Consider the following 21,408-nt stretch of genomic DNA (forward strand, 5'->3'; position numbering starts at 1 on the left):
TTCCTTTAAGATTGTTGTTTTATTCTGCAAACTAATGCTTCTTGTAAAAGCGTTCTTGCTATTACTTTTTCTTCTTTTACCATTTTGATATTTTCACCTAAATCTTCAAATATCTTATATTCATCTTTATTAATTCTAATAATTACATTAGCATTTGGGTCATAATCTAGTATTTTTTTACTTACTACTTCTAAAACTTGTTCGTTTGAAATAGTTACAATTACTGCAGCACTTGTTTTAATACTTGCATTATCAAAGCTTGCTGTTTGTTCTGCACTTGCATAATAAACATTCTCTGCTCTACTTTGTCCTAATTCAACCAAGCTCATATCATTTTCTAAAACAATATAAGGAATGCCTTGATTTTTAAGCCTTAATACAACTTCTTGACCTAAAGATCCATATCCAAAAATTACAAAATGTCCGCTCATTGCTTCTATTTTAGGAGCAACTGTGATTATTTCATCATTTGTAATACTTGCTAGAGTTTTGATATTTTTTAAGATAAATGGAGATAAAATCATACTTAAAATTACTGCAAGTGTTAGCATTTGGGCTGTATTTGAATCAAGCATTTTATTAGCAACTAATAAAGTAAATATAGCTAATGCAAATTCTCCTATTTGACTAACACTTAAAGCAGTTTTTAAGGCATCACTTTTAGTGCTTTTAATGCTTAGTAATAAAAATATACATAAAGTCTTAATAAGCATAATTCCTATTGTAAGAGCTATGATTACATACCAGTATTTTATAATTACATCTATATTTATTTGAAGTCCAACCGTAATAAAGAAAAATCCTAATAAAAGGTCTCTAAAAGGTATTAAGTCAGCTTCAATCTGGTGCTTAAACTCAGTTTCAGCTATCATCATTCCAGCAATAAATGCTCCAAGCGAATACGAAAAGCCAAAAAACGAAGCTAAAAAAGAAGCACCTACAACGGTAAATAAAATCGTAGCTATAAAAATCTCTTGAGAATTAGTCTTTAATACAAAATAAAGCACCTTGCTATAAATATATTTTCCTATCAAAAATAGTAATAACAAAACAATAAAAGCTGATATTAAAGTCTTTATAACAAGTGTGCTAATAGCAACTCCGTCTTGATTAAAAATATCTATCATTAGTAGCAGTGGAATTACTGCAATATCTTGAAATAATAATATTCCTAAAGCTTTTCTTCCATAGCGTTGGTTTATATCTTGATTTTCATTTAAGATTTTTAAAACAATTGCAGTTGATGAGAGCGAAATAGTAAAACCTATAATTAAAGCAATATCATCTTTAATCCCAAAGGCATGATGTAAGATAACAGCAAATACTATCCCGCAAATTCCCATTTGTAAAGCACCATTTACAAAAACATCAGTTTTCATAGTAAGAAGATGCTTTATAGAAAACTCAAGCCCTATCGTAAACATCAAAAACACTATTCCAAATTCTGCAATATGGCTTAGCTGTTCTGATGCAGTTACAAAAAATACTTCTTCAATAATAAAACCTGTTGCAATATAACCTATTATTGTAGGTATGCTAAATTTTTTAAGCACTACATTTAAAATGATTGCAATAGCGCTTGTTATTAAAAATATTTCTAAAAAAGCCTGCATTAGCTACTGCCTTTATCATCATAAAAGATTACATCATATTTTTGATTTTGCTTTATTAAAGCATTCTTTTTAGGTTTTTCTTTTAAATTATTAAGCATTTCTTCATAATCTGCTATTTGATTTTTAAGTTCTAAAATAATGCTAACCCCTGCTAAATTTACCCCTAAATCCCTTGTAAATCTTAAAATCAATTTAATTCTATCCACATCTCTTTGAGAATACATTCTAACCTTACCACAAGTTCTATTTGGCTCAATTAAGCCTTCTCTTTCGTATTGTCTTAGAGTTTGTGGATGAATGTTTAATTGTTTTGATACAACTGAGATTAAAAAAACCGGCTCATCATAATGCATTCAAACTCCTTTATAAATATTCTTTTAAAGCTTTTACTAATTTTTCATCAAGAGTGTTAATATCAGGTAAAATAACCTTAACCCTTAAATATAAATCACCCTTAGCCTTTGTGTATTCGTTATTTATACCCAAACCTTTAGCTTTTAATAAAGCACCATTTTTTGTATTTGCTGCGATTGTTATTTTTCTACCTTGCTCTTTTGGAGTATCAAATGGCACTTTTCCACCAAATAAAGCTATTTTTAAAGGCACTTCTAAATCTTTTGTTAAATCATCTCCATCTCTTTCGTATTCATTGCTATTTGTTATTTTTATTTTTGCTTTTAGACTAACTCCGTTTTTACTAACTGAGACTTCTTGATTATTTATAACGCCTGACTTAATCTCAATATCAAAGCTCATTCCTCTTACATTAACGCTTTTTGTAGTTCCTAAAATAGCTTCAAGAAAGCTTATTTCTAATTCAATTTGCATAGGTTTATTAAACGAACTTGAATTAAATCCGCCACTACTTCTACCGCCAAAGCCAAATTGAGAAAATATATCTCCTAAATCAACCCCATCAAAACCACCTGAGCTAAATCCGTTAAAGCCATTAAATCCACCAAAAGAAGGATTATCATAGGCTTTTCTTTTCTTCTCATCGCTTAAGACTTCATAAGCTTCTGTGATTTCTTTAAATTTTTCTTCCGCACCCTTATCTTTATTAACATCAGGATGATATTTTCTTGCAAGACTTCTATAAGCTTTTTTGATTGCATCTGTGCTAGCGTCTTTTTTAACGCCTAATATTTCGTAATAATTTTTCATCTTTTCATCCTATAATAATATAAATTTTTGAGTTATTTTAGCTAATCTAACTTAATAAAGTTTAACCACTTAGTATCAACTCTTAAATTATACTTAAAGGAGAAAAAATGCAAAAATGTATATTAGTAATAACCGATGGAATAGGCTTAAACGATAGATTAGAATACAATTCATTTCATCATGCAAAAAAACCAAATTATGATTATTTAAATAAAAACGCTCAGTTTTGTAGATTAAAAACTAGTGGCAATGCAGTAGGACTTCCTAACGGGGTTATGGGAAATAGCGAAGTTGGCCACATGAGTATAGGAAGTGGTAGAGTAATTTATCAAAATCTTGTAAGAATTGATAATGCTATAAAAGATAAAAGCTTAGAAAATAACAAAACCTTAAAAGACTTTTTAAGCAAATTTAAAAACATTCACATAATAGGCTTATATAGTGATGGCGGAGTTCATTCAAGCCATATTCATTTTAATGAAATAGCAAAAATCGCAAGTGCTAAAAACAATGTTTATATGCACTTAATAAGCGATGGAAGAGATGTTTTGCCAAGCTCTTTTAAAGATTTTTATAAAAACAATCCAAGTTTTATAAAGCCAAGCAGTATTTCAGGTAGATTTTATGCAATGGATAGAGATAATAATCTTGATAGAACAAATGAATATATAAATATCCTATTTTCAAGTGCAAATGAAAGCAATTTAGAAGATTTAATTAATAATTCTTATGAGAATAAAATCTATGATGAGTTTATAAAACCAAAGAATTTAGGCTTTAATGGGATTAATAAAGATGATGGAGTAATTATTATTAATTTTAGAAGCGATAGAGCAAGACAGATTGCAAGTGAGCTTAAAAATCGCCTAAGTAAAGAACAAGTTTTATGTATGTGTGAATACGATGAAAAACTTGAGCTTAGTGTTATTTTTCCAAAAATTGATATAAAAAATACTCTTGCAGAAGTAATTAGCCAAAATAATCTTATGCAATTTCACACAGCTGAAACTGAAAAATACGCTCATGTTAGCTTTTTCTTTAATGGCGGAGTTGAAAAAGATTTTAAAAACGAAAAACGCTCACTAATCCCAAGCCCAAAGGTTAAAAGCTATGATGAATTACCACAAATGAGTGCTTATAAGGTTTGTGATGAAGTATTAAAAGCAATGAATGAAGAATTTCATTTCATAGTTGTAAATTTTGCAAATGGCGATATGGTAGGTCATACAGGAAATTACGAAGCTTGTATTAAAGCAGTTGAGTGTGTGGATGAGTGTTTAGGTAAGATTATAAAAACTTGCAAAGAAAAAGATTATGCGATGATTTTAACCTCTGATCATGGAAACTGCGAAGATATGATGGATACTCATGGAAATATTCTAACAAATCACACTACTTATGATGTTGGCTGTTGGCTTTATAATTACCATAAAAATGTGAAATTAAACGATGGTAGCTTAGCAAATATTGCTGCAAGTGTGCTAAAAATACTTGATATTAAAAAACCTGATGAAATGGATGAAGCTTTATTTTAAATCTTAATTCCTAATTCAAATTCTTTAAAATTTTAGTGGAATTTGAATTAGGATTTTAAAAATTTTTAGACCCTGCACGAATTAAAAGATTGAGTTTAATTTGGTAATTCTTTTTTAAACAATCTGCTTAAAACAAAATGAGTGAGATTTGATTTGAATTTATATAAAGCAAATCAATATTTTTCGTTTTATAAAGTCTAAATATTATTTTTAAATTCTTATTTCAAATTCTTTAAAAGTTTAAACAAAAGCAATTGATAATTATTATAAGTTCGGAACAAAAATCCTAAATCCTAAATCCTAAATCCTAAATCCTAAATCCTAAATCCTAAATCCTAAATCCTAAATCCTAAATCCTAAAATCTAAATCCTAAATCCTAAATCCTAAATCCTAAATCCTAAATCCTAAAATCTAAATAATTTAAACAAAAGTTATAAAAGAAAAAATATAAAAGTATTTGAAGTTATAAGCAAAAGAATTTGAAATAAGAATTTAAAACAATGTTTAACCTTATAAAACCAAACTAAATCTTCACTTGCATTACTTTTAAATTTTAAAAAAATAGTCTTATAAGTGCTTAGAACAATTTAAAAGCTAATTCCTAATTCAAATTCTTTTATCTTAAGCTTTAAAATCTTGCACGAATTGATTAGAATAATTTATGTGATTTGCTTTAATAAATATCAAAAACCTTAATAAATCACACATTTTTAAGCATTAAGATTTTTAATTTGATTGTTTATTCCTATTTCAAATTCTATAAATTACCAAAGGAATTTGAAATAGGATTTTAAAATTATAAAGATTTATAAATTACATCTAAAACGCTGCCATCACGATATTCTACAACGCCTACGATTTCATCGCCAAATTTTATGCTAGCAGGTTTGCCTGTTATATTTTCTGCCATTTCTTTTAATTCTTCAATGGTATATAACTTAATACCAGCTTTTGTGAAGTTTTCTATCAAATCAGTTCTTTTTGGATTTACAGCAATTCCATAATCTGTACAAACCACATCAACATTTGCTCCTGGGGTGCAAACCGTGCTAACGCTATCTACAATGATAGGAATTCTAGCACGAATTAAAGGAGCTAATATCATTGAAATTTTTGCACCTTCGGCTGTATCTTGGTGTCCGCCTATTGCTTGATTTATCACTCCTGTTGAAGTTGTAATAACATTTACATTAAAGCTTGTATCAATTTCTAAAGCTCCTAACATTACAAAATCAAGCTGATTTACTGCTGGTGTTACTAGATTTGGGTTTGCATAAAATGAAGCTGAAATCTCATAATGCTTAGGGTTTTTTGCAAGTGAACTTACTGCATCTAAATCAAAACTTTGAGTATCAAAAAGTGCGTCCATTAAACCACTTTCATGCAAATCAACTAAAGCCCCTGTAATTCCACCTAAGCCTAAGCTTGCCTTTACATTATGTTTAATCATCTCATCTTTTAAAAGCTTTGTAACAGCTAAGCTAGCACCTGCAGCTCCTGTTTGAAAACTAAAGCCATTTTTAAATAAACCTGAAGCTAAAATACATTTTAAAGCATTTTGAGCGATTAAAATATCTCTTGGATTATCATTAAAGCGAATTGCACCTGAAACTATTCCTTTTGGATCTCCGATACTTTCAATCTCGCAAACATAATCAACCATAGTTTGATCAATACTTGCAGGAAGATTTATTCCATCAACCAAATTATCAGTAATTGCAACAACTTTATTTGCATACATAGCATCAACTTTAGCATAACCTAAACTTCCACAAGCTGATTTTCCTTTGTAGCCATTGATATTGCCGAATTTATCGCAACTTGGAGCTCCTATGAATGCTACATCAATTTTAAGCGAACCATCTTCAATAGCTCTTGCACGACCTCCGTGTGAGCGAATAATTACAGGAGTTTTTAAGCCGCCTTGAGAAATAAACGAGCCTAATGGATCTCTTAAGCCACTTGTTTGTAAGCTTGTAACAACGCCATTTTTAATATGTTCTATTAAAGGTTTATGGCAAGTTGAAAGCGAACTTGCAGCCACGCAAATATTTTTAATACCAAGTTTAGCAATCTCATCTAAAACTAGATTTACTATATAATCGCCACTTCTAAAGTGATGATGAAAGCTTATTGTCATACCATCTTTAAGCCCTGATTTAATTATCGCATCTTTTAAATCTTGTGTGATTTTATCTTGTTTTTTACCAACTCTAATTGCTGCACCGATTTTACGCTCTTTAGGTTGTTTTAACTCCCCACTATATACAACTACATCTTTATAATTTTCTATTTTATTTGGGATTTTTCTATTTACTGCGTTTAATTTAAACATTAAAACTCCTCCTTATAAAGCCCACTAGCTTTTGCTAGTTCAATTACTCTTAAAGCTCTTATAATTATTGGTCTATCAACCATTTTTCCATCTACTGAAATTACTCCGATATTATTCTTTTCAGCTTCTTTAGCTGCATTTACAACTTTTATTGCGTTTATTATTTCTTTTTCTTTTGGAGCATAAATATCATGAACGATTTTGATTTGGCTAGGATGAATTACTGATTTTCCATCAAATCCTAAATCTTTAATAAATTGCACTTCTTCAGCAAAAGCAGCCTTGTCTTTAATATCTGAAAAAACAGTATCAAAACAATACAAATCATTACTTCTTGCAGCATGAACGATTTGCTCTCTTGCATAATAAAGCTCCATTGCGTGCTTGCTTCTAGTTGTTTTTAGATTTGTTACATAATCTTCAGCACCTAAAGCAATCCCCATTAATCTATCGCTTGCTTTTGCAATCTCGCAAGCATTAATTACCCCACTAGCACTCTCAATTGCTGCTAGAATTAGAGTTTTTTTAGGACGATTTAATTTATATTCAATTTCGCTTATTAATTCATCTACTTCTTTTACTTCGTTTGCATTATCGGTTTTTGGAAGTCTAATAACATCAACTCCTGCACTAACCATAGCAATCACATCATCTCTTCCATAAGGAGAATTAAGAGCATTTATTCTAACCACTACTTCTGTTGTGCCATAATTAATCTTTTTTAGAGTTTCATAAGTTAGCATTCTAGCAGCGTCTTTTGCTGAAATACTTACAGCATCTTCTAAGTCAATCATAATTGAATCGCTTCCATAAATATGTGCATCAATTAGCTTAGCAGGTGCATTGCCTGGTAAGAACATCATACTTCTTCTTAATCTATCTTTATTTAGCATAATTCATTCTCCCAATTATAATCTTTTAAACTAGCTCTAAAAATTGCAGTTTTAAGCCTTGCACGGATTACTAAATCAAGCGCTCCTTTATCTTCAATCTTAATTGTTGCGTTTTTTACTTCGTATTCATCTAAGATTTCATTAACACTTTTTAAAATATCTTCGCCAAATTGTTTATAAACACTTGAATTTAGCTCAATCTTTCTTCCAACATTTGCTGGACTTATACTAATTAAAACATCGCCTGATTCAAGCGAACCTGCACTAGCAACGGTTGTAATCATCAAATCTCCTAATTAATTAAATTTTTTAAGTTTTGTTTTATTATTGCAAAGATAACTTAATTTTTAGTTATTAAATTATTTTTTAAATATTCATAAGTTGAATTTGTGCAGAGCAATTGTAACTCTTCATTATTTAAATAATCCTTATCATTTAAAATAATTTTCCTAATTCTGCTAGCACTTACTACTTCGTTATTAATTTCAAGTCTTGACACTTCGCAAAATCCTATTTCAAATTCTTTTAAAATTTCTTTTGCTTTTTCATTATAATCATTTGTTATTTTATCGTTTGGCTCACTTCCAAAAAATCTAATGTTTATCCCTAAAATAGGCGCTATTTTTGTAGCAAATAAAGTTATATCAAGTCTTGAATAAACTTCATTTATATCAACACTATCTTTTAAAAAATATGTAGGAAATGTAGCTTTTGAGATTATGTAATTTTTGCTTTCGTGAATTATTATATTTTTATATTCTTTTAGCTCGTTTTTAGCAATTTGTATTCTTGCATCGGTGCTAAACATACTTAAATCTTCGCTTAAAATAAATATATGTAAAATATCGCATTGCTTTAAAGCTTCTTTTATTAAATACAAATGTCCCTTACTCATAGGATTTAAATTCATTACAATTGCACCTATTTTATTAGCTTTTTTGTAATGCTTTTCTAAATCAAATTTATACTTTTCGTAATTTAACTTAGTATTTTCAAAAAGAGCAATATCAGGAGTTTTGCATAATAAATAAAGCCCTAAATTTAAAAATATCTTAGCATTACATGGCTTTGTAAATATAAAATATTCATTTATATTAAGCTCTCTTAATTTATCAGCAATTTGGCTAAGCAGTGTTGCACTAAAATTATTGCCTTGCAAAGATTTATCAATGGCAATACATTTTACTATATTGCCACTTATACAAGCGCAAGCCTTTATCTCATCGTTTTCTTCATAAACTAAAGCATATTCTATATCTTCTTCATATCTTAAATCAAATTCTTTTAAAAATTCTATTAAATTTTCTTTTTCATACTTTAGTAATAAATATCTAAACATTAAAACCTAGCTTCGTGCTCTAATTGATTTTTGCAAATATCTTCAATAGAATACTCTAATTCATACTCTAAATAATTGCAAAATTTTTCTTCATGCTTATGCTCGTTTTTTAAAGCTATTGTTATATTTATGTCTTTTTTGCTTAGCTTTTCTACTAAAGCTACTAATTCTTTTACGCTTATACTTTCTTTACTTGCAATCGTGGTGCATATATTTTGTCTTTTTTCGTGCAATTCATTAGCAATTTTTAGATTAATATTTACAACATCATCAATATGAACAAAATGATAATTCTCATCATAAATAAAATCACGACCTAATTCAGCTTTTCCGCAAGCAAGCCTTGCAACATTTTTAATTATTGAATAATGCTCGAATTCTCCTAAAAATATCTTAGAATAATATCCAGCGATATTGCAATATCTTAAAATTGCATAAGAAAAATCAGGATTAGTATTCGCATAATCACGAATCATATTTTCTGCTAAAATCTTTGTTTTAACATAAGCATCATTTGTATTCTCTAAGCCTATTTTTGCAAATATACTTGATGGATAGATTAAATTATTAATCTTATGCTTTTTCATAACCTTTAAAACTTTAAAAAGATTTATGATATTGTTTTCATAAAATGTTAGATTGTCTTTTTTGCTAAAGTTTTCATTAGTGCTTGCTGCAAAATGAAAAACCATATCTATTTTAAATCTACTTACAACATCTTCTAAAGCATTGCCATTTGAAATATCAACTTCATAAAAATCTATTTCATAATATTTTTTAATATTTTTAATAGCTTTTTTATTTTTTCCACTTAAATTATCAATTCCAATAACCTTATGACCAGCTTCTAAAAACCTAGTTGCAGTAGCTGAACCAATATATCCTGCAACTCCTGTTATTAATACAACCACTTATCTTCCTTAACTCAATTTTTCTTTTAAAATTTCATAAGCTTCATTTATTTCATGAAACTTTTCTATACCTGCTCTTAATTCATCTTCACTAAGATTTTTTGTATTTAGTATATCAGGATGATATTTTTTCGCAAGTCTTCTATATGCTGCTTTTACTTCTACTAAGCTTGCATTTGGACTTAATTCTAAGACCTTATAAGGGTCTTTTATACTTTGCTTATTTTTTCGCGTATTGTTACCAAAATTAATAAATTGTGCAAATTCATTTGAAACTTCAAAAATTTCTGCAATCTCTTTTAAGGCTGAAATCTTTCTTTCGCTAAAGCCATCAATACTCGCACAAAAAAGTAAGCTTTGCATAATATTTAGCTTTTCGTGTTTATTAAGAGTGAAATTATTTTTAAGTTCTTGTGCTACAAGTTTGTAATTTTCTGGATTTTCTTTAGCGTCTTTAAAAACTTGTTTTAATCTTTCACGCTCAACTAAATTATATGAATTTTTATCTAAGATTAGCTTTATAAACTCAGCTTCTTTAGGAGATATTACGCCATCTAGCTTTGCAATCTTTGCAATTAAAGCTACTAAATATTCAGCATATCCGCCTTTCATTTGGCTAAATTGATTGTTTAAAATATTTCCTTTGAAGAAAAATGGTAGCAATATCGCTCCAATAAGTCCTAAAATAGCAGTTATAATAGTGCCAATTGCAATAGCAAAAAATGAAAAGATAGTTCTAATAATACCTTTACCAGTAATAAATCCAATAATACCTAAAATTATTATTAATATTAAAAATATATTCAATTTTCATCCTTTATTACACTTAAAATCTTTTGAAAATTATCATTTTTTATACCACGATAAACTAAAAATACATCAAAATAAATAAAAAAATTAATAAGTACCCATAATGCAAGGCAAGATAAGACTATCAAATCAGCATTTTCATTACCCTCAACGCCACGCCCAAAAAGCATAGCAAGTCCTTGAAATGCAATAAACAAAAAATGTGAAATTACACCACCTAACAATCTAATAATTCCTAAAAGTATATTACCTTTATAAAATCTATCAACTCCAAAACTTCCAAGAAATATCCCTAAAATTAATGCCATTTTAGGAGATTTTAGATTAAGCATAAAAAGAGCATTATTATTCAAATTTTTATCTTCTAAGCTTAGTATTTGTTTAGTGTTTAAATATGTTTTTAAATACAAAGCTTGATATTCTTTCATTAATAAATCCTATTTCAAATTCCAAATCAAATTACCATCAAAATCTTTTGAAAATTATCCTTTTTAATCCCATGATAAACTAAAAATAAATCTAAAAGCCACCAAATACCAAATGTTATCAAATTTACAAAAATTTTGATAATTCCTAAAAATATATCGCCTTTATAAAATCTATCAACCCCAAGTACTCCTAAAAATAATCCTAAAACAAGCCCTGTTAAAGGGCTTTTTAAATCAAGTAAGCATATCTTGGAAAAATCTGCATTATCTTTAGTGCTTAATATAAATAAATCTTCTTCGCTAATCTTATCTTTTAAAGCAAGCAAAGCTATTTCTTTATTCATTATCACCCTTTTGTGCAATTAAAACACCTTCTATCATTTTTTTAATATCGCCATCAAGTATCGCATCAACTTGACTAAATGCTTCATTGCTTCTAGCGTCTTTTACTTGCTGATAAGGAGCTAAAACATAAGAGCGAATTTGATGTCCGAAACTATTTTCGCCAACTCCCCCTGTATCTTTGCCATCGTTTAGTTTCTCCATTTCAAGCTCATAAAGTCTTGAGCGAAGCATTTTATAAGCTGTGGCTTTATTTTTGTGCTGACTTCTATCATTTTGACATTGAACTACAATTCCTGTTGGAATATGAGTAATTCTTACAGCACTCTCTGTCTTATTTACATGTTGTCCGCCCGCACCACTTGCTCTATAATAATCAATTCTTATATCTTTTTCTTCAATTTCAATTTCTATATCATCATCAATTTCAGGTGCAACGATTACGCTACAAAAACTAGTATGGCGTCTTGCATTGCTATCAAATGGGCTAATTCTTACAAGTCTATGAACTCCGTGTTCAGCCTTAAAATATCCGTAAGCATTAAGCCCACGAGCAACAAAGCTAACATCTTTTATCCCTGCTTCATCACCTTCTTGGTAATCAAGTGTTTCAACCTTAAAGCCTTCTCTTTCACAAAATCTTAAATACATTCTATAAACTATACTAGCCCAGTCGTTACTCTCTGTTCCGCCTGCTCCTGGGTGAATATTGATAATTGCGTTTTTAGAATCATTTTCTCCACTTAAAAGCATTGAAATCTCAAGACTTTTTATAGTATCTTCAAGGGTTTGGCTATCAGCATATAAAGCTTCTAATGTGTCTATATCATTTTCTTTACAAGCTAATTCAAATAATTCAATTGTGCCTATTAATTCACTATAAGCAATCTCGTATTTTGAAACTAATTGATTTAGTTTTGTTTTTTCTTTTCCAAGTTCTGCAGCTTTTTTAGCTTGAGACCATAGTTCTGGATTTTCTTGTTCTTTTTCTATTTCTTGTAGTCTTTTTTTTGCTTCGTTTGGTTTTATGATTTTTTCTATATTTTCTAATTTTATTCTTAGTTCTTTTAGTAATTCGCCGAATTCATAAGTATCCAAAATTTACTCCGTAATTGTAATTTTAAAGGCAAATCTTAGCTAAAATTTATTAAGATAATAGCTTTTTTTAAAGGAATTTTTAATGAAATTATTTTTACAAAGTTTAGGCTGTAATAAAAATCTAGTAGATAGTGAAATCATGCTAGGGCGTTTAAAAGAATACGAAATTACAAATGAAGCTAGCGAAGCTGATGTTTTGATAGTAAATACCTGTGGCTTTATAAAAAGTGCAAAAATTGAAAGCATAAATGCGATTTTAGAACTTCACGAAATTAGAAAAAAAGATTCAATTTTGGTTGTTACAGGCTGCTTGATGCAACGCTATAAAGATGAATTAGTAAAAGAATTACCTGAAGTTGATTTATTTGCAGGGGTTAGCGAGTATGAAAAAATTGATGAGCTAATTGCAAATCGTGAAAGTAGATTTAGAGATTTTGTATATTTACAAGATGCAAACGCTAAAAGAGTTATAACAGGCTCAAATACTCACGCATATATTAAAATCGCTGAAGGCTGTAATCAAAAATGTAGCTTTTGTGCAATTCCTAGCTTTAAAGGTAAGTTAAAATCACGAAGCGTTCTTGACGTAGCAAAAGAAGTAAAAGGACTAGTTGAAAAAGGCTATTATGATTTTTCTTTCATTGCTCAAGATACAAGCTCTTATTTAAAAGATTTAAATATCAGCGATGGTTTAGAGAAATTAATAGATGAAATTGAAAAAATAAAAGGCGTTAAGGCTGCAAGAATTTTATATCTATACCCAAGCTCACTAAAGCCAAGTTTAATTGCTAAAATCATTGATTCAAAAGTATTTGTAAATTATTTTGATATGCCACTTCAGCATTCAAGCGATAATTTGCTAAAGATTATGAAGCGTGGATATGATAAGGCTAAGGCAATTAGCTTTTTAGAACAAATGAGAAAAGCTCCTAGTAGCTTTTTAAGAACTGGCTTTATCGTAGGGCACCCAGGTGAGAGCGAAGAAGATTTTAATGATTTATGCGAGTTTATAAAAGAATTTGATTTTGATAGAATTAGCGTATTTGCATATTCAAAAGAAGAAGATACAGCAGCTTACGAAATGCCACAAATTCACGCAAATACAATAAAAGCAAGACTTAAAAAAATTGAAAAAATAGTAGATGAAAAGATAAATCAAAGTTTTGCAAAAATGCTAAATCAAGAAATCATAGCAAGTTGTTTGGGCGAATCTAGCGAAGGAGAGTTTTTCATAGGTGCTAAGCCACTTTTATTTGATAGAGATATTGATGGAGAAATACTAATAAACGAAAGCGAAGTGCAAGATTTAAAAGTGGGCGATTTAATAGTTTGTAAAATTACGCAAGTAAATGAAAAAACATTAATCGCAACAGCTCTAAGACGCTATGAAAATTGATTTTTTAGACGAGCTAAAAGGCAAAAAAAACCTTTTAGCCTTTTCTCATGGCACTGATAGCACGGCACTTTTTTATGCTTTATTAGATAATTGCGAGTTTGATTTGTGCTTAGTAAATTATCACACAAGAATAAATTCAGATGAAGAAGAAGAAAAAGCTAGAAATTTAGCTAAAAAATACGGAAAAAACATTTATATAAAACACGCAAATCTAGCGCAAAATAATTTTGAAAATAATGCTAGAAATTATAGATATGAGTTCTTTGATGAGCTTATGTGTAATTATGATAATTTAATAATAGCTCATAATCTAAATGATAGATTTGAATGGTTTTTAATGCAATTTGCAAAAGGTGCAGGACTTTGTAATTTGCTAGGTTTTAATGGTATTGATAATAGAAAAAATTATAAAATCATTCGCCCATTAATAAATGTCAGCAAAGATGAAATCATGCAATATTTAGAGCAAAACAAATATGAATATTTTCAAGATGAAAGCAATTTTGATACTAAATATAAAAGAAATGAAATAAGATTAAAATACGCAAATGAATTCATAAAAAGCTATTCAAATGGCGTTAAAAACACTCTAAATTATTTAGAAAACGATAAAAGCAAAATATGTAAAGATGCTTTTTCATATAAAGGTATTTATTTTTGTCTAAACGAAAACGCAATAGATAAAGCAATCAAAAAACTAGGTTTTATAAGCTCAACAAAGCAAAAAATAGAATTAAAAAATCTTTTGGCTAAAAACAACGAAGCTGAGCTTTATTTTGGGAGTAATTGCGTTTGTGTTTGTGTTTATAAAGGTTATTTTTTGGTATTTTTAAAGGCGATTTTTAAACTAAGCAAAAATCAAAAAGAAATGTTTAGAATAGCAAAAGTGCCTAAAAATCTTAGATTTTTTCTAGCTTTACACAATATTAGTTTAAGTGAATTATCAAATAATTTAAAATTTAAGAATTTAAAACAGGAATTTGAAATTATCTAAAATCTAAAAAATTGTTTAAAAAACAACAGCTTAATTCAAACAAAACTACACTCAAATTCCTATTTCAAATTCTTTAAATTTTAAATGTAATTTCTAAGCAAATTCAAAAGGAATTTGAAATAGGAATTTCGTTTTTTCTTAAAAAAGGTTTTTTGGAATTTTTATAATACTTTTTATAAAAAGGAGCAAGAAAACGACTTCGCAATTTAAATCCTTACCCATTCTTCTAAGATAATTTAAAAAATAATCACTAAAAAAAATGAAATTCCTATTTTAAATTCCAAAAACTTAAACTTGTTAATTCTAAATGTAAGTAAAAATTGCTAATAAAGATAATTTGTCTTAACTAACTAGCTACTTATCTTTATCAGCATTTTGTTTTACGCTTGCTGGTTTGCTCTATGAAAAACTCCTTTTTACTTAAAGGAGTTTTATCAGGGTGCATTTTTTTAAAATGCTCTAAATATTTTTCATAATCAGGCGCACCGGCTAAAGCGTAAAAGAACTCACGAAGCTGCTTTTTCATATACCACTTCTTTTAATGGTATAGAAAATCTACCTGTATAGCTTTCTCTTAAAATCATTACAAACTTAAGCCCAACGATAATTGTAACTAGCAAGAAAAATATAGTTAAAATTGCATTTACAACGTTTGAATTTGCAATTTGCTTAGCTTTTGCTAGTTCTTTTGCTGTTGCTTCACTTGTATCTCCTGCATTAATTTTTGCCATTAAATCATCTGCTTTAGCAAAATTTATTTGAGCTGTTGCAACGTGAGAAATAGAATTAGCGATTTTGCTTTCACTTTGTGGCATAATTTTTGCAATTCCTGCTGTAAATGTTGTAGAAATTACAAAAAGTGCAGGCAAGATTATCGCTAAAATATACTTTCTTTTCCCCATTTTAATAAACACTGAAGCACATAAAAACATAGCAACCACCGCTAAAAGTTGATTTGATACACCAAATAGCGACCAAAGTGAGTAAATCCCACCAAGTGGGTCAATCGCTCCACCATATAAGAACCAGCCCCAACCAGCAACGCAAATAATAGTTGCAATTATATTTGCTCCTAAATTGCTTGTATTTGCAAGTGGCTTATAAATATTTCCTAACATATCTTGAACCATAAATCTACAAGTTCTAGTTCCTGCATCAACTGCTGTTAAGATAAATAAAGCTTCAAACAAAATCGCGAAGTGATACCAAAACGCCATCATTTCTTTTCCACCGATTAACTCGTGAATGATTAATGATAAGCCTATTGCAAATGTAGGCGCTCCACCCGTTCTACTTAAAACACTAGCTTCTCCTATGTCATTTGCAAGATTTTGTATATCAGCAGGTGTTACGCTAAAGCCCCAAGCACTAATGGTTGCAGCTGCACTCTCAAGCGTAGTGCCTATAATTGCAGGTGCTGAGTTTATTGCAAAATATACTCCAGGCTGCAAGATACAAGCAGCAATAAGAGCCATTATTGCAACAGCACTCTCCATTAGCATTGAGCCATAGCCTACCATTTTTGCTTGAGATTCATTTTCTAGCATTTTTGGACTTGTTCCACTAGAAATTAATGCGTGAAAGCCTGAAATCGCCCCACAAGCAATATTTATGAATAAAAATGGGAAAAGTCCTCCAGCAAAAACTGGACCTGTGCCATCAACGAATTTTGTAACCTTAGCCATTTTAATCTCAGGTAAAACTAAAACAACGCAAGCAGCCATTATCACAATAACACCGATTTTTAAGAAAGTTGATAGATAATCTCTAGGTGCAAGCAAAAACCAAACAGGTAAAATCGCAGCAATCATTCCATAACCCATCATTATAAAACTAAGTTCAAGAACGCTAAAATCAAAATGTCTTGCTAATTCTGGGTCATTTGCTACAACTTTACCAAAATAAAGTGCAAGCATAAGTAAGATAAAGCCTATTATACTAGCTTCTCCAACAGCACCTGGGCGAATAAATCTCATATAAATTCCCATAAATATCGCAATAGGAATTGTTGAAGCTATCGTAAATGTTCCCCAAGGAGAATGAGCTAGAGCTTTTACAACAACCATTGCCAAAATTGCAATGATAATTAACATAATCAAAAAAATTCCTAGCATAGAAATAGCGCCTACGAAATTACCCATTTCATCTTTTATCATTTCACCAAGGCTCTTTCCACCACGCCTACTAGATACAAAAAGCACCACAAAATCATGCACGCTACCTACTAAAACACCGCCTATTAAAATCCATAAAACACTAGGCAAGTATCCCATTTGAGCTGCTAGAATTGGTCCAACAAGTGGTCCAGCTCCTGCAATTGCTGCAAAGTGATGACCGAATAATACATATTTGTTTGTAGGAACATAGTCTTTTCCATCATTTAATGCAACAGCAGGAGTAATTCTACTAGCATCAACACCGCAAAGCTTAGTTTCAACAAACAAAGCATAAAATCTATACCCTATCGTATAGATACATACAGCAGCTATAACAATCCAAGCAGCATTTATGCTCTCGCCGTTATTTAATGCAATAACGCCCATGCAAAACGCTCCAAGGATAGCAATAGCAACCCATAAAAGCTTTTTCATAGCTTCTCCTTAAAAAGAAATTAAAACCTAAATCTAATTAAAAATCGTAAATAATCATCATTTTTAATACTAAAATTAATAGCGTGAATAAGTATTGTGTAGATTGTAAAATAGGAATTTTGTAATTCCTATTTCAAATTCTTTAAATATTTAAGACAAATATTTTAAAAGCTATGTCTTACTCCTAGATTAAATCTATAATCATTATTGAAGTTTCCATAAAAATCCTTAGTAAAATCAAACTTTATATTTGTAAAATCACTTGCTTTATAATCAATTCCGGCTGATGTTTTTAGCCTAAAATCCTTTTCGCCGTGTCTTTGCACTATCACATAATCATCTTCTATTTCTACATAAGGACTTGTGCTTAAATCTTTTTCTATTGCTAAGCTTGTATAAAAGTCTATTTTATCGTTTTGATAACCTACTTTAAAGCTTGGCAACATACTAAATAATGATTTTTTAAATCTCGTAACTTCTGTTATGTCTTCTTTAAATTTCATTGAAGGCATATAAGCATAATTAAACCCAAAAGATGGCTCTACATAAAGCTTTTCGCCATACTTAAAACCTATTGCCGCACTTGCTAAAAATATATTACTCTTATTACTCATAGTAGTAAATGCACTTTCTTCTACATCGCTTTTTGCGCCTGTAATTGCAGCTAAAAAGTCTAAATATAAGCCATTGTGATAAATTGCGCTCGTATAAAATCCTGCACTTTTTGAATCAATACTAGCTTTTATAGTCTTACTTACATCTACTTGCATAGTATTTGCATATAGACCAAAATATAAATCATTATTAGAATTTTCAAATTTCTTATCTATTCCAAAGCTTAAGCCTTTGTATTTTAAATCACTTAAATTTGTGCTAGCCTTACCAGCATACGCATCATACCAAAACCCTAAACCATGAGATAAGTCTTTAATCCCTACTAATCTTTGTTTGCTAGAGTTTAAAACAAGATTTTTGATATATTCATCTAAGCTTGTGATTTCATCTATTGCATTGCCCTTTTCTTCATCTAAACCTTCAAAAATAAGCCCTACTTCTTCATCGTATTTTAAGATAACATCACTTGCAGTTGTGTTTTTAATCTCTTCATAAACTTCATTAACATTAGTATCTTTTGGAGATGTTCCTGCATTTGCATTACCATTTGCAATAATTGCTGCGTTAAAGCTTTCATCTGTGCCATTTGCAACGCCTTCTACATTGCCTTCATTAAGCTCTCCCATATCATCGCCGTGTATAGTGCTACCTACTAACCATGCGTGATATACTTTGCCATCTTGTGTTACAAACTTTTTGTAATGCTCCATATTTTCATTAAATGAATATGTATTAGTTCCCCTAATATATGAAAGCTTAAAATAATCCTTACCAAGTACATTTGCTCTTATAATATCACTTTCTTTTACGATGGCAACAGGAACTAAGCCTTTAGTAAGGCCTAAAATATTAGTATTATTAATCCTAATATTATTATTAGCTCCACTAGCACTATTTCTAGCAATTACAGCCCCACTAAAGCTCTCATAAAGCGTAGTATCAATTCCGCCACCTAAAAGATAATAATTAGTATCATTAGATACTAAATCATTCGTAGCAAACTGCCCTACTAAATGAGAATTAGCAGTATTTACAGCATTTGCTCTAATACCGCCTTTATTTGACATATCATTTAAAGTATAAGTTCCACTTGTAATAGTTGGTTTATAGATATTTGCAGGATTTTTTATAGGAGTTTCTTTATTACCTAATAAATAAGCCATTGTATTAGTATTCTTAATCTCTGCATTATTCATTAAAAAATTATAAGCATTTACTTCCATTCCATCGATTATTGCACTCCCGTCTGCTCTTAAATCGTGATTATTTAATTCTATTAAGCCTGTGCCTGTGAAATTAAGATTTTTTGCGTTAATATCAGCAAAGGTATTTGATTTACTTGCATATAAAGTATCTTCTACATTTAAAGTATCTAAAAATGTATTATCATCAGCCCAAGCATTGCCTTTACTTGTAAAATCCTTTGTAAAGATATTATTTATATTATCATCGCCAAATTCTCCCACACTAACACTTGCATTAAAGATATTGCCCTTATTACCTATACCTAAAAACTTCGTATCAGTATCAATCTCTGCATTAATTATTGAATCATTCGTGATTTTAAGTAGCTTTGCTCCTGCTTGATTTGTGATTTTGCCACCTATTGTTGAATTATCTATATTTAAAGTATCGCTAAAATCAAGATTGCCATTTATATTGCTATTTTTATCTATATTTATAATGTTTGCACTTGCGTTATAATCACTTGTAGTATTGCTAAGATTTATTGTATTTGCTTCTAGTTTATTTGAAACTCTATTAATTAAAGTTGTATCGCTTATATTTATAATATTTGCTTTTACATTTTTATACCCTGTATCTTTACTAGAGTTAAAAATACCCCCCCCCGCTACTTCTACATCGTTTTTGAAATTAAATATATCAGCATTTAATTCATTTGTGGTTGTTAGCTTTCCAATAAATGTTACATTCTGGCTATCTTTTGAGATATTTTCAATGTAAGCTGTGCCTACTTCGGTATCTTTTAGCGTTGCGTTTGTTGCGTGAATATTCACACTTTTTGAATTACTTAAAGTTAAATCATTAGCCGTAATTAGACCAGTTGAAACTCTCATATTATCTAAGTTTGCCTTAGTGGCAGTTATTTTACCATTTATCGCACCATCACTTAAAACTACATTTGAAGCTTTTATATCTGAGTTTTCTTTTAGAGTGAATTTTTCTAATTCTACATCTTTTATACTTACTCCATCAGCTGTTTTGATATCTAGCTCAATTTCTCCTTTGTTTTTTATAATAGTTGAACTAGGGCCAAATTGAAATACAATAGTGCTAGTGAGTTTATTTAAATTGCTTGTAATTGTTGCTTGAACCTTTGTAGGACTTGCATTTGGTTTAAAATCCATAGAGTCCGGATCCATATGCATACTTTGTATGATAAATTCTCCTTGGCTATTATCATTTACCTTCATATTAGTATGCTCGCCTGCTTGTATAATTAGTTGTGAATTTGGTATCATTGTTGCATGGTTTAGATTAATAGTAGCATTATTTGTATTAGCACTTATTATGTTTTGAAACCCTATATTAATTACACTATTAGTTATATTTCCGCTAATAAATTCTATAACACCAAAATCTTTACTATTAAAAGTAGAATTATTAGCATTTATATTATTCATTCTAGAACCATTTTTAATTAAATTAAAAATTGAATTACTTATAGTTTTTCCACTTGCATCTATGTTACAACCTCCAAAATCGCACTCATAATTAAAACTTACATAATCCATATTAGATAAAGTATTTAAAGGTACAGCATCTGTTATAGTTAAGTTCAAAAGCTTATCTTTACTACCTTGTAATTTCCCATCTGAATTAGAAAAATAATCAATATTTAAATCTCCACTAAATACAGCTTCTGCTTGTAAATCTAAAGCATTTACATTAGTAGTCCCGCTAGCTGTTACATTACTATTTGAGATACTTAATTTATCTATCTTATTTAATATAGAATTATTATGAGTAAAACTTCCTTTTATATTAGAACCATTGCTAATAGTAATATTATTTCCTACAAAACTTGAGCCTTCAGTAGAAGTTGTTTTATCAAGCTTTATACTATCAGCTGTCATTTTAGTACCATTAATAGTTGAATTTTTAATATCCAAATCTTTCGCAGTTATATTATGGGTAATATTGTAATCATCTAGTGGATAATAAACATTACTATCTACATAATCTGCTGATGTATTATTTGCATGAGTAACAGCCATTAAACTCTGAGTAGCCATTAAAACACATAAAGATAATTTAATTTTCTTATTCATTTTTTTCCTTGTTTTTTTGTATAAAAAATTTGCATTATATTTTTAAAATT

The 21,408-nt window shown here is 29.4% G+C and carries 18 protein-coding genes; 3 read left to right on the top strand and 15 right to left on the bottom strand.

What is annotated here, in order from left to right; all coding sequences use genetic code 11:
- Positions 1-5 precede the first annotated feature (5 nt).
- Genes AC1B00_RS06500 through AC1B00_RS06510 form a run of 3 tightly spaced genes read right to left on the bottom strand, consistent with a single transcriptional unit; the run spans position 6 to position 2,777 of the window.
- Positions 6-1,613, bottom strand: coding sequence for a cation:proton antiporter (locus AC1B00_RS06500; RefSeq protein ID WP_239817092.1), 1,608 nt, complete (start codon positions 1,611-1,613; stop codon positions 6-8).
- Complete coding sequence (locus AC1B00_RS06505) at positions 1,613-1,966, bottom strand: heat shock protein transcriptional repressor HspR (protein WP_239817093.1); 354 nt, start codon at positions 1,964-1,966, stop codon at positions 1,613-1,615. Before AC1B00_RS06505 ends, AC1B00_RS06500 begins: the two co-directional genes overlap by 1 nt.
- 10 nt (positions 1,967-1,976) lie before the next feature.
- Complete coding sequence (locus tag AC1B00_RS06510) at positions 1,977-2,777, bottom strand: DnaJ domain-containing protein (RefSeq protein ID WP_336611500.1); 801 nt, start codon at positions 2,775-2,777, stop codon at positions 1,977-1,979.
- Between the two features lie 107 nt (positions 2,778-2,884).
- Here AC1B00_RS06510 and gpmI point away from each other — a divergent pair, with 107 nt between their 5' ends.
- On the top strand, positions 2,885-4,312 hold the full coding sequence (gpmI, locus tag AC1B00_RS06515; protein WP_488848881.1) for a 2,3-bisphosphoglycerate-independent phosphoglycerate mutase: 1,428 nt from the start codon (positions 2,885-2,887) through the stop codon (positions 4,310-4,312).
- A 797-nt stretch (positions 4,313-5,109) separates the two neighbouring features.
- Here the strand turns inward: gpmI and citF are convergent.
- From citF to prfB, 9 genes are read right to left on the bottom strand one after another with little or no spacing between them, the layout of a single operon-like run.
- Positions 5,110-6,648, bottom strand: a complete 1,539-nt coding sequence (citF, locus tag AC1B00_RS06520) for a citrate lyase subunit alpha (RefSeq protein ID WP_488848882.1) — start codon at positions 6,646-6,648, stop codon at positions 5,110-5,112.
- Positions 6,648-7,541, bottom strand: a complete 894-nt coding sequence (locus AC1B00_RS06525; protein ID WP_239817097.1) for an aldolase/citrate lyase family protein — start codon at positions 7,539-7,541, stop codon at positions 6,648-6,650. The genes citF and AC1B00_RS06525 overlap by 1 nt, the downstream gene beginning before the upstream one ends.
- On the bottom strand, positions 7,535-7,825 hold the full coding sequence (gene citD, locus AC1B00_RS06530) for a citrate lyase acyl carrier protein (protein ID WP_239817098.1): 291 nt from the start codon (positions 7,823-7,825) through the stop codon (positions 7,535-7,537). The genes AC1B00_RS06525 and citD overlap by 7 nt, the downstream gene beginning before the upstream one ends.
- A gap of 56 nt (positions 7,826-7,881) precedes the next feature.
- A complete protein-coding gene (citC, locus tag AC1B00_RS06535) occupies positions 7,882-8,880 on the bottom strand; it encodes a [citrate (pro-3S)-lyase] ligase (protein WP_488848883.1) in 999 nt (332 codons plus the stop codon).
- Entirely contained in the window at positions 8,880-9,791 is a 912-nt protein-coding gene (locus AC1B00_RS06540) for an SDR family NAD(P)-dependent oxidoreductase (RefSeq protein WP_488848884.1), read from the bottom strand. The genes citC and AC1B00_RS06540 overlap by 1 nt, the downstream gene beginning before the upstream one ends.
- A gap of 9 nt (positions 9,792-9,800) precedes the next feature.
- Positions 9,801-10,598: a DnaJ domain-containing protein gene (locus tag AC1B00_RS06545; RefSeq protein ID WP_336611496.1), complete on the bottom strand. Its 798-nt coding sequence runs from the start codon at positions 10,596-10,598 to the stop codon at positions 9,801-9,803.
- The gene (locus AC1B00_RS06550) at positions 10,595-11,029 is read right to left on the bottom strand and encodes an NINE protein (RefSeq protein WP_488848886.1); all 435 of its coding nucleotides are present in this window, start codon (positions 11,027-11,029) and stop codon (positions 10,595-10,597) included. The genes AC1B00_RS06545 and AC1B00_RS06550 overlap by 4 nt, the downstream gene beginning before the upstream one ends.
- Before the next feature lie 26 nt (positions 11,030-11,055).
- Positions 11,056-11,373, bottom strand: a complete 318-nt coding sequence (locus tag AC1B00_RS06555) for an NINE protein (protein WP_336611494.1) — start codon at positions 11,371-11,373, stop codon at positions 11,056-11,058.
- Positions 11,366-12,469: a peptide chain release factor 2 gene (gene prfB / locus AC1B00_RS06560; RefSeq protein WP_239817105.1), complete on the bottom strand. Its 1,104-nt coding sequence runs from the start codon at positions 12,467-12,469 to the stop codon at positions 11,366-11,368. The genes AC1B00_RS06555 and prfB overlap by 8 nt, the downstream gene beginning before the upstream one ends.
- An 82-nt stretch (positions 12,470-12,551) precedes the next feature.
- Here prfB and rimO point away from each other — a divergent pair, with 82 nt between their 5' ends.
- Positions 12,552-13,865: a 30S ribosomal protein S12 methylthiotransferase RimO gene (gene rimO, locus AC1B00_RS06565; RefSeq protein WP_488848889.1), complete on the top strand. Its 1,314-nt coding sequence runs from the start codon at positions 12,552-12,554 to the stop codon at positions 13,863-13,865.
- On the top strand, positions 13,855-14,859 hold the full coding sequence (tilS, locus tag AC1B00_RS06570; protein ID WP_488848890.1) for a tRNA lysidine(34) synthetase TilS: 1,005 nt from the start codon (positions 13,855-13,857) through the stop codon (positions 14,857-14,859). Before rimO ends, tilS begins: the two co-directional genes overlap by 11 nt.
- A gap of 367 nt (positions 14,860-15,226) precedes the next feature.
- Here the strand turns inward: tilS and AC1B00_RS06575 are convergent, their stop codons facing one another.
- The 3 genes from AC1B00_RS06575 to AC1B00_RS06585 form a co-directional block, all read right to left on the bottom strand.
- Entirely contained in the window at positions 15,227-15,385 is a 159-nt protein-coding gene (locus AC1B00_RS06575) for a CstA-like transporter-associated (seleno)protein (RefSeq protein ID WP_336611491.1), read from the bottom strand.
- A complete protein-coding gene (locus AC1B00_RS06580; protein ID WP_488848892.1) occupies positions 15,366-17,450 on the bottom strand; it encodes a carbon starvation CstA family protein in 2,085 nt (694 codons plus the stop codon). The genes AC1B00_RS06575 and AC1B00_RS06580 overlap by 20 nt, the downstream gene beginning before the upstream one ends.
- Before the next feature lie 164 nt (positions 17,451-17,614).
- On the bottom strand, positions 17,615-21,358 hold the full coding sequence (locus tag AC1B00_RS06585) for an autotransporter outer membrane beta-barrel domain-containing protein (protein WP_488848893.1): 3,744 nt from the start codon (positions 21,356-21,358) through the stop codon (positions 17,615-17,617).
- Positions 21,359-21,408: the final 50 nt, after the last annotated feature.

This window comes from Campylobacter sp. DY7 (genome assembly GCF_057802535.1).

Coding starts and splice junctions, on each gene's coding strand:
- AC1B00_RS06500 (WP_239817092.1), bottom strand. CDS start 1,613: ATGCAGGCTTTTTTAGAAATATTTTTAATAACAAGCGCTATTGCAATC.
- AC1B00_RS06505 (WP_239817093.1), bottom strand. CDS start 1,966: ATGCATTATGATGAGCCGGTTTTTTTAATCTCAGTTGTATCAAAACAA.
- AC1B00_RS06510 (WP_336611500.1), bottom strand. CDS start 2,777: ATGAAAAATTATTACGAAATATTAGGCGTTAAAAAAGACGCTAGCACA.
- gpmI (WP_488848881.1), top strand. CDS start 2,885: ATGCAAAAATGTATATTAGTAATAACCGATGGAATAGGCTTAAACGAT.
- citF (WP_488848882.1), bottom strand. CDS start 6,648: ATGTTTAAATTAAACGCAGTAAATAGAAAAATCCCAAATAAAATAGAA.
- AC1B00_RS06525 (WP_239817097.1), bottom strand. CDS start 7,541: ATGCTAAATAAAGATAGATTAAGAAGAAGTATGATGTTCTTACCAGGC.
- citD (WP_239817098.1), bottom strand. CDS start 7,825: ATGATTACAACCGTTGCTAGTGCAGGTTCGCTTGAATCAGGCGATGTT.
- citC (WP_488848883.1), bottom strand. CDS start 8,880: ATGTTTAGATATTTATTACTAAAGTATGAAAAAGAAAATTTAATAGAA.
- AC1B00_RS06550 (WP_488848886.1), bottom strand. CDS start 11,029: ATGAAAGAATATCAAGCTTTGTATTTAAAAACATATTTAAACACTAAA.
- AC1B00_RS06555 (WP_336611494.1), bottom strand. CDS start 11,373: ATGAATAAAGAAATAGCTTTGCTTGCTTTAAAAGATAAGATTAGCGAA.
- rimO (WP_488848889.1), top strand. CDS start 12,552: ATGAAATTATTTTTACAAAGTTTAGGCTGTAATAAAAATCTAGTAGAT.
- tilS (WP_488848890.1), top strand. CDS start 13,855: ATGAAAATTGATTTTTTAGACGAGCTAAAAGGCAAAAAAAACCTTTTA.
- AC1B00_RS06575 (WP_336611491.1), bottom strand. CDS start 15,385: ATGAAAAAGCAGCTTCGTGAGTTCTTTTACGCTTTAGCCGGTGCGCCT.
- AC1B00_RS06580 (WP_488848892.1), bottom strand. CDS start 17,450: ATGAAAAAGCTTTTATGGGTTGCTATTGCTATCCTTGGAGCGTTTTGC.
- AC1B00_RS06585 (WP_488848893.1), bottom strand. CDS start 21,358: ATGAATAAGAAAATTAAATTATCTTTATGTGTTTTAATGGCTACTCAG.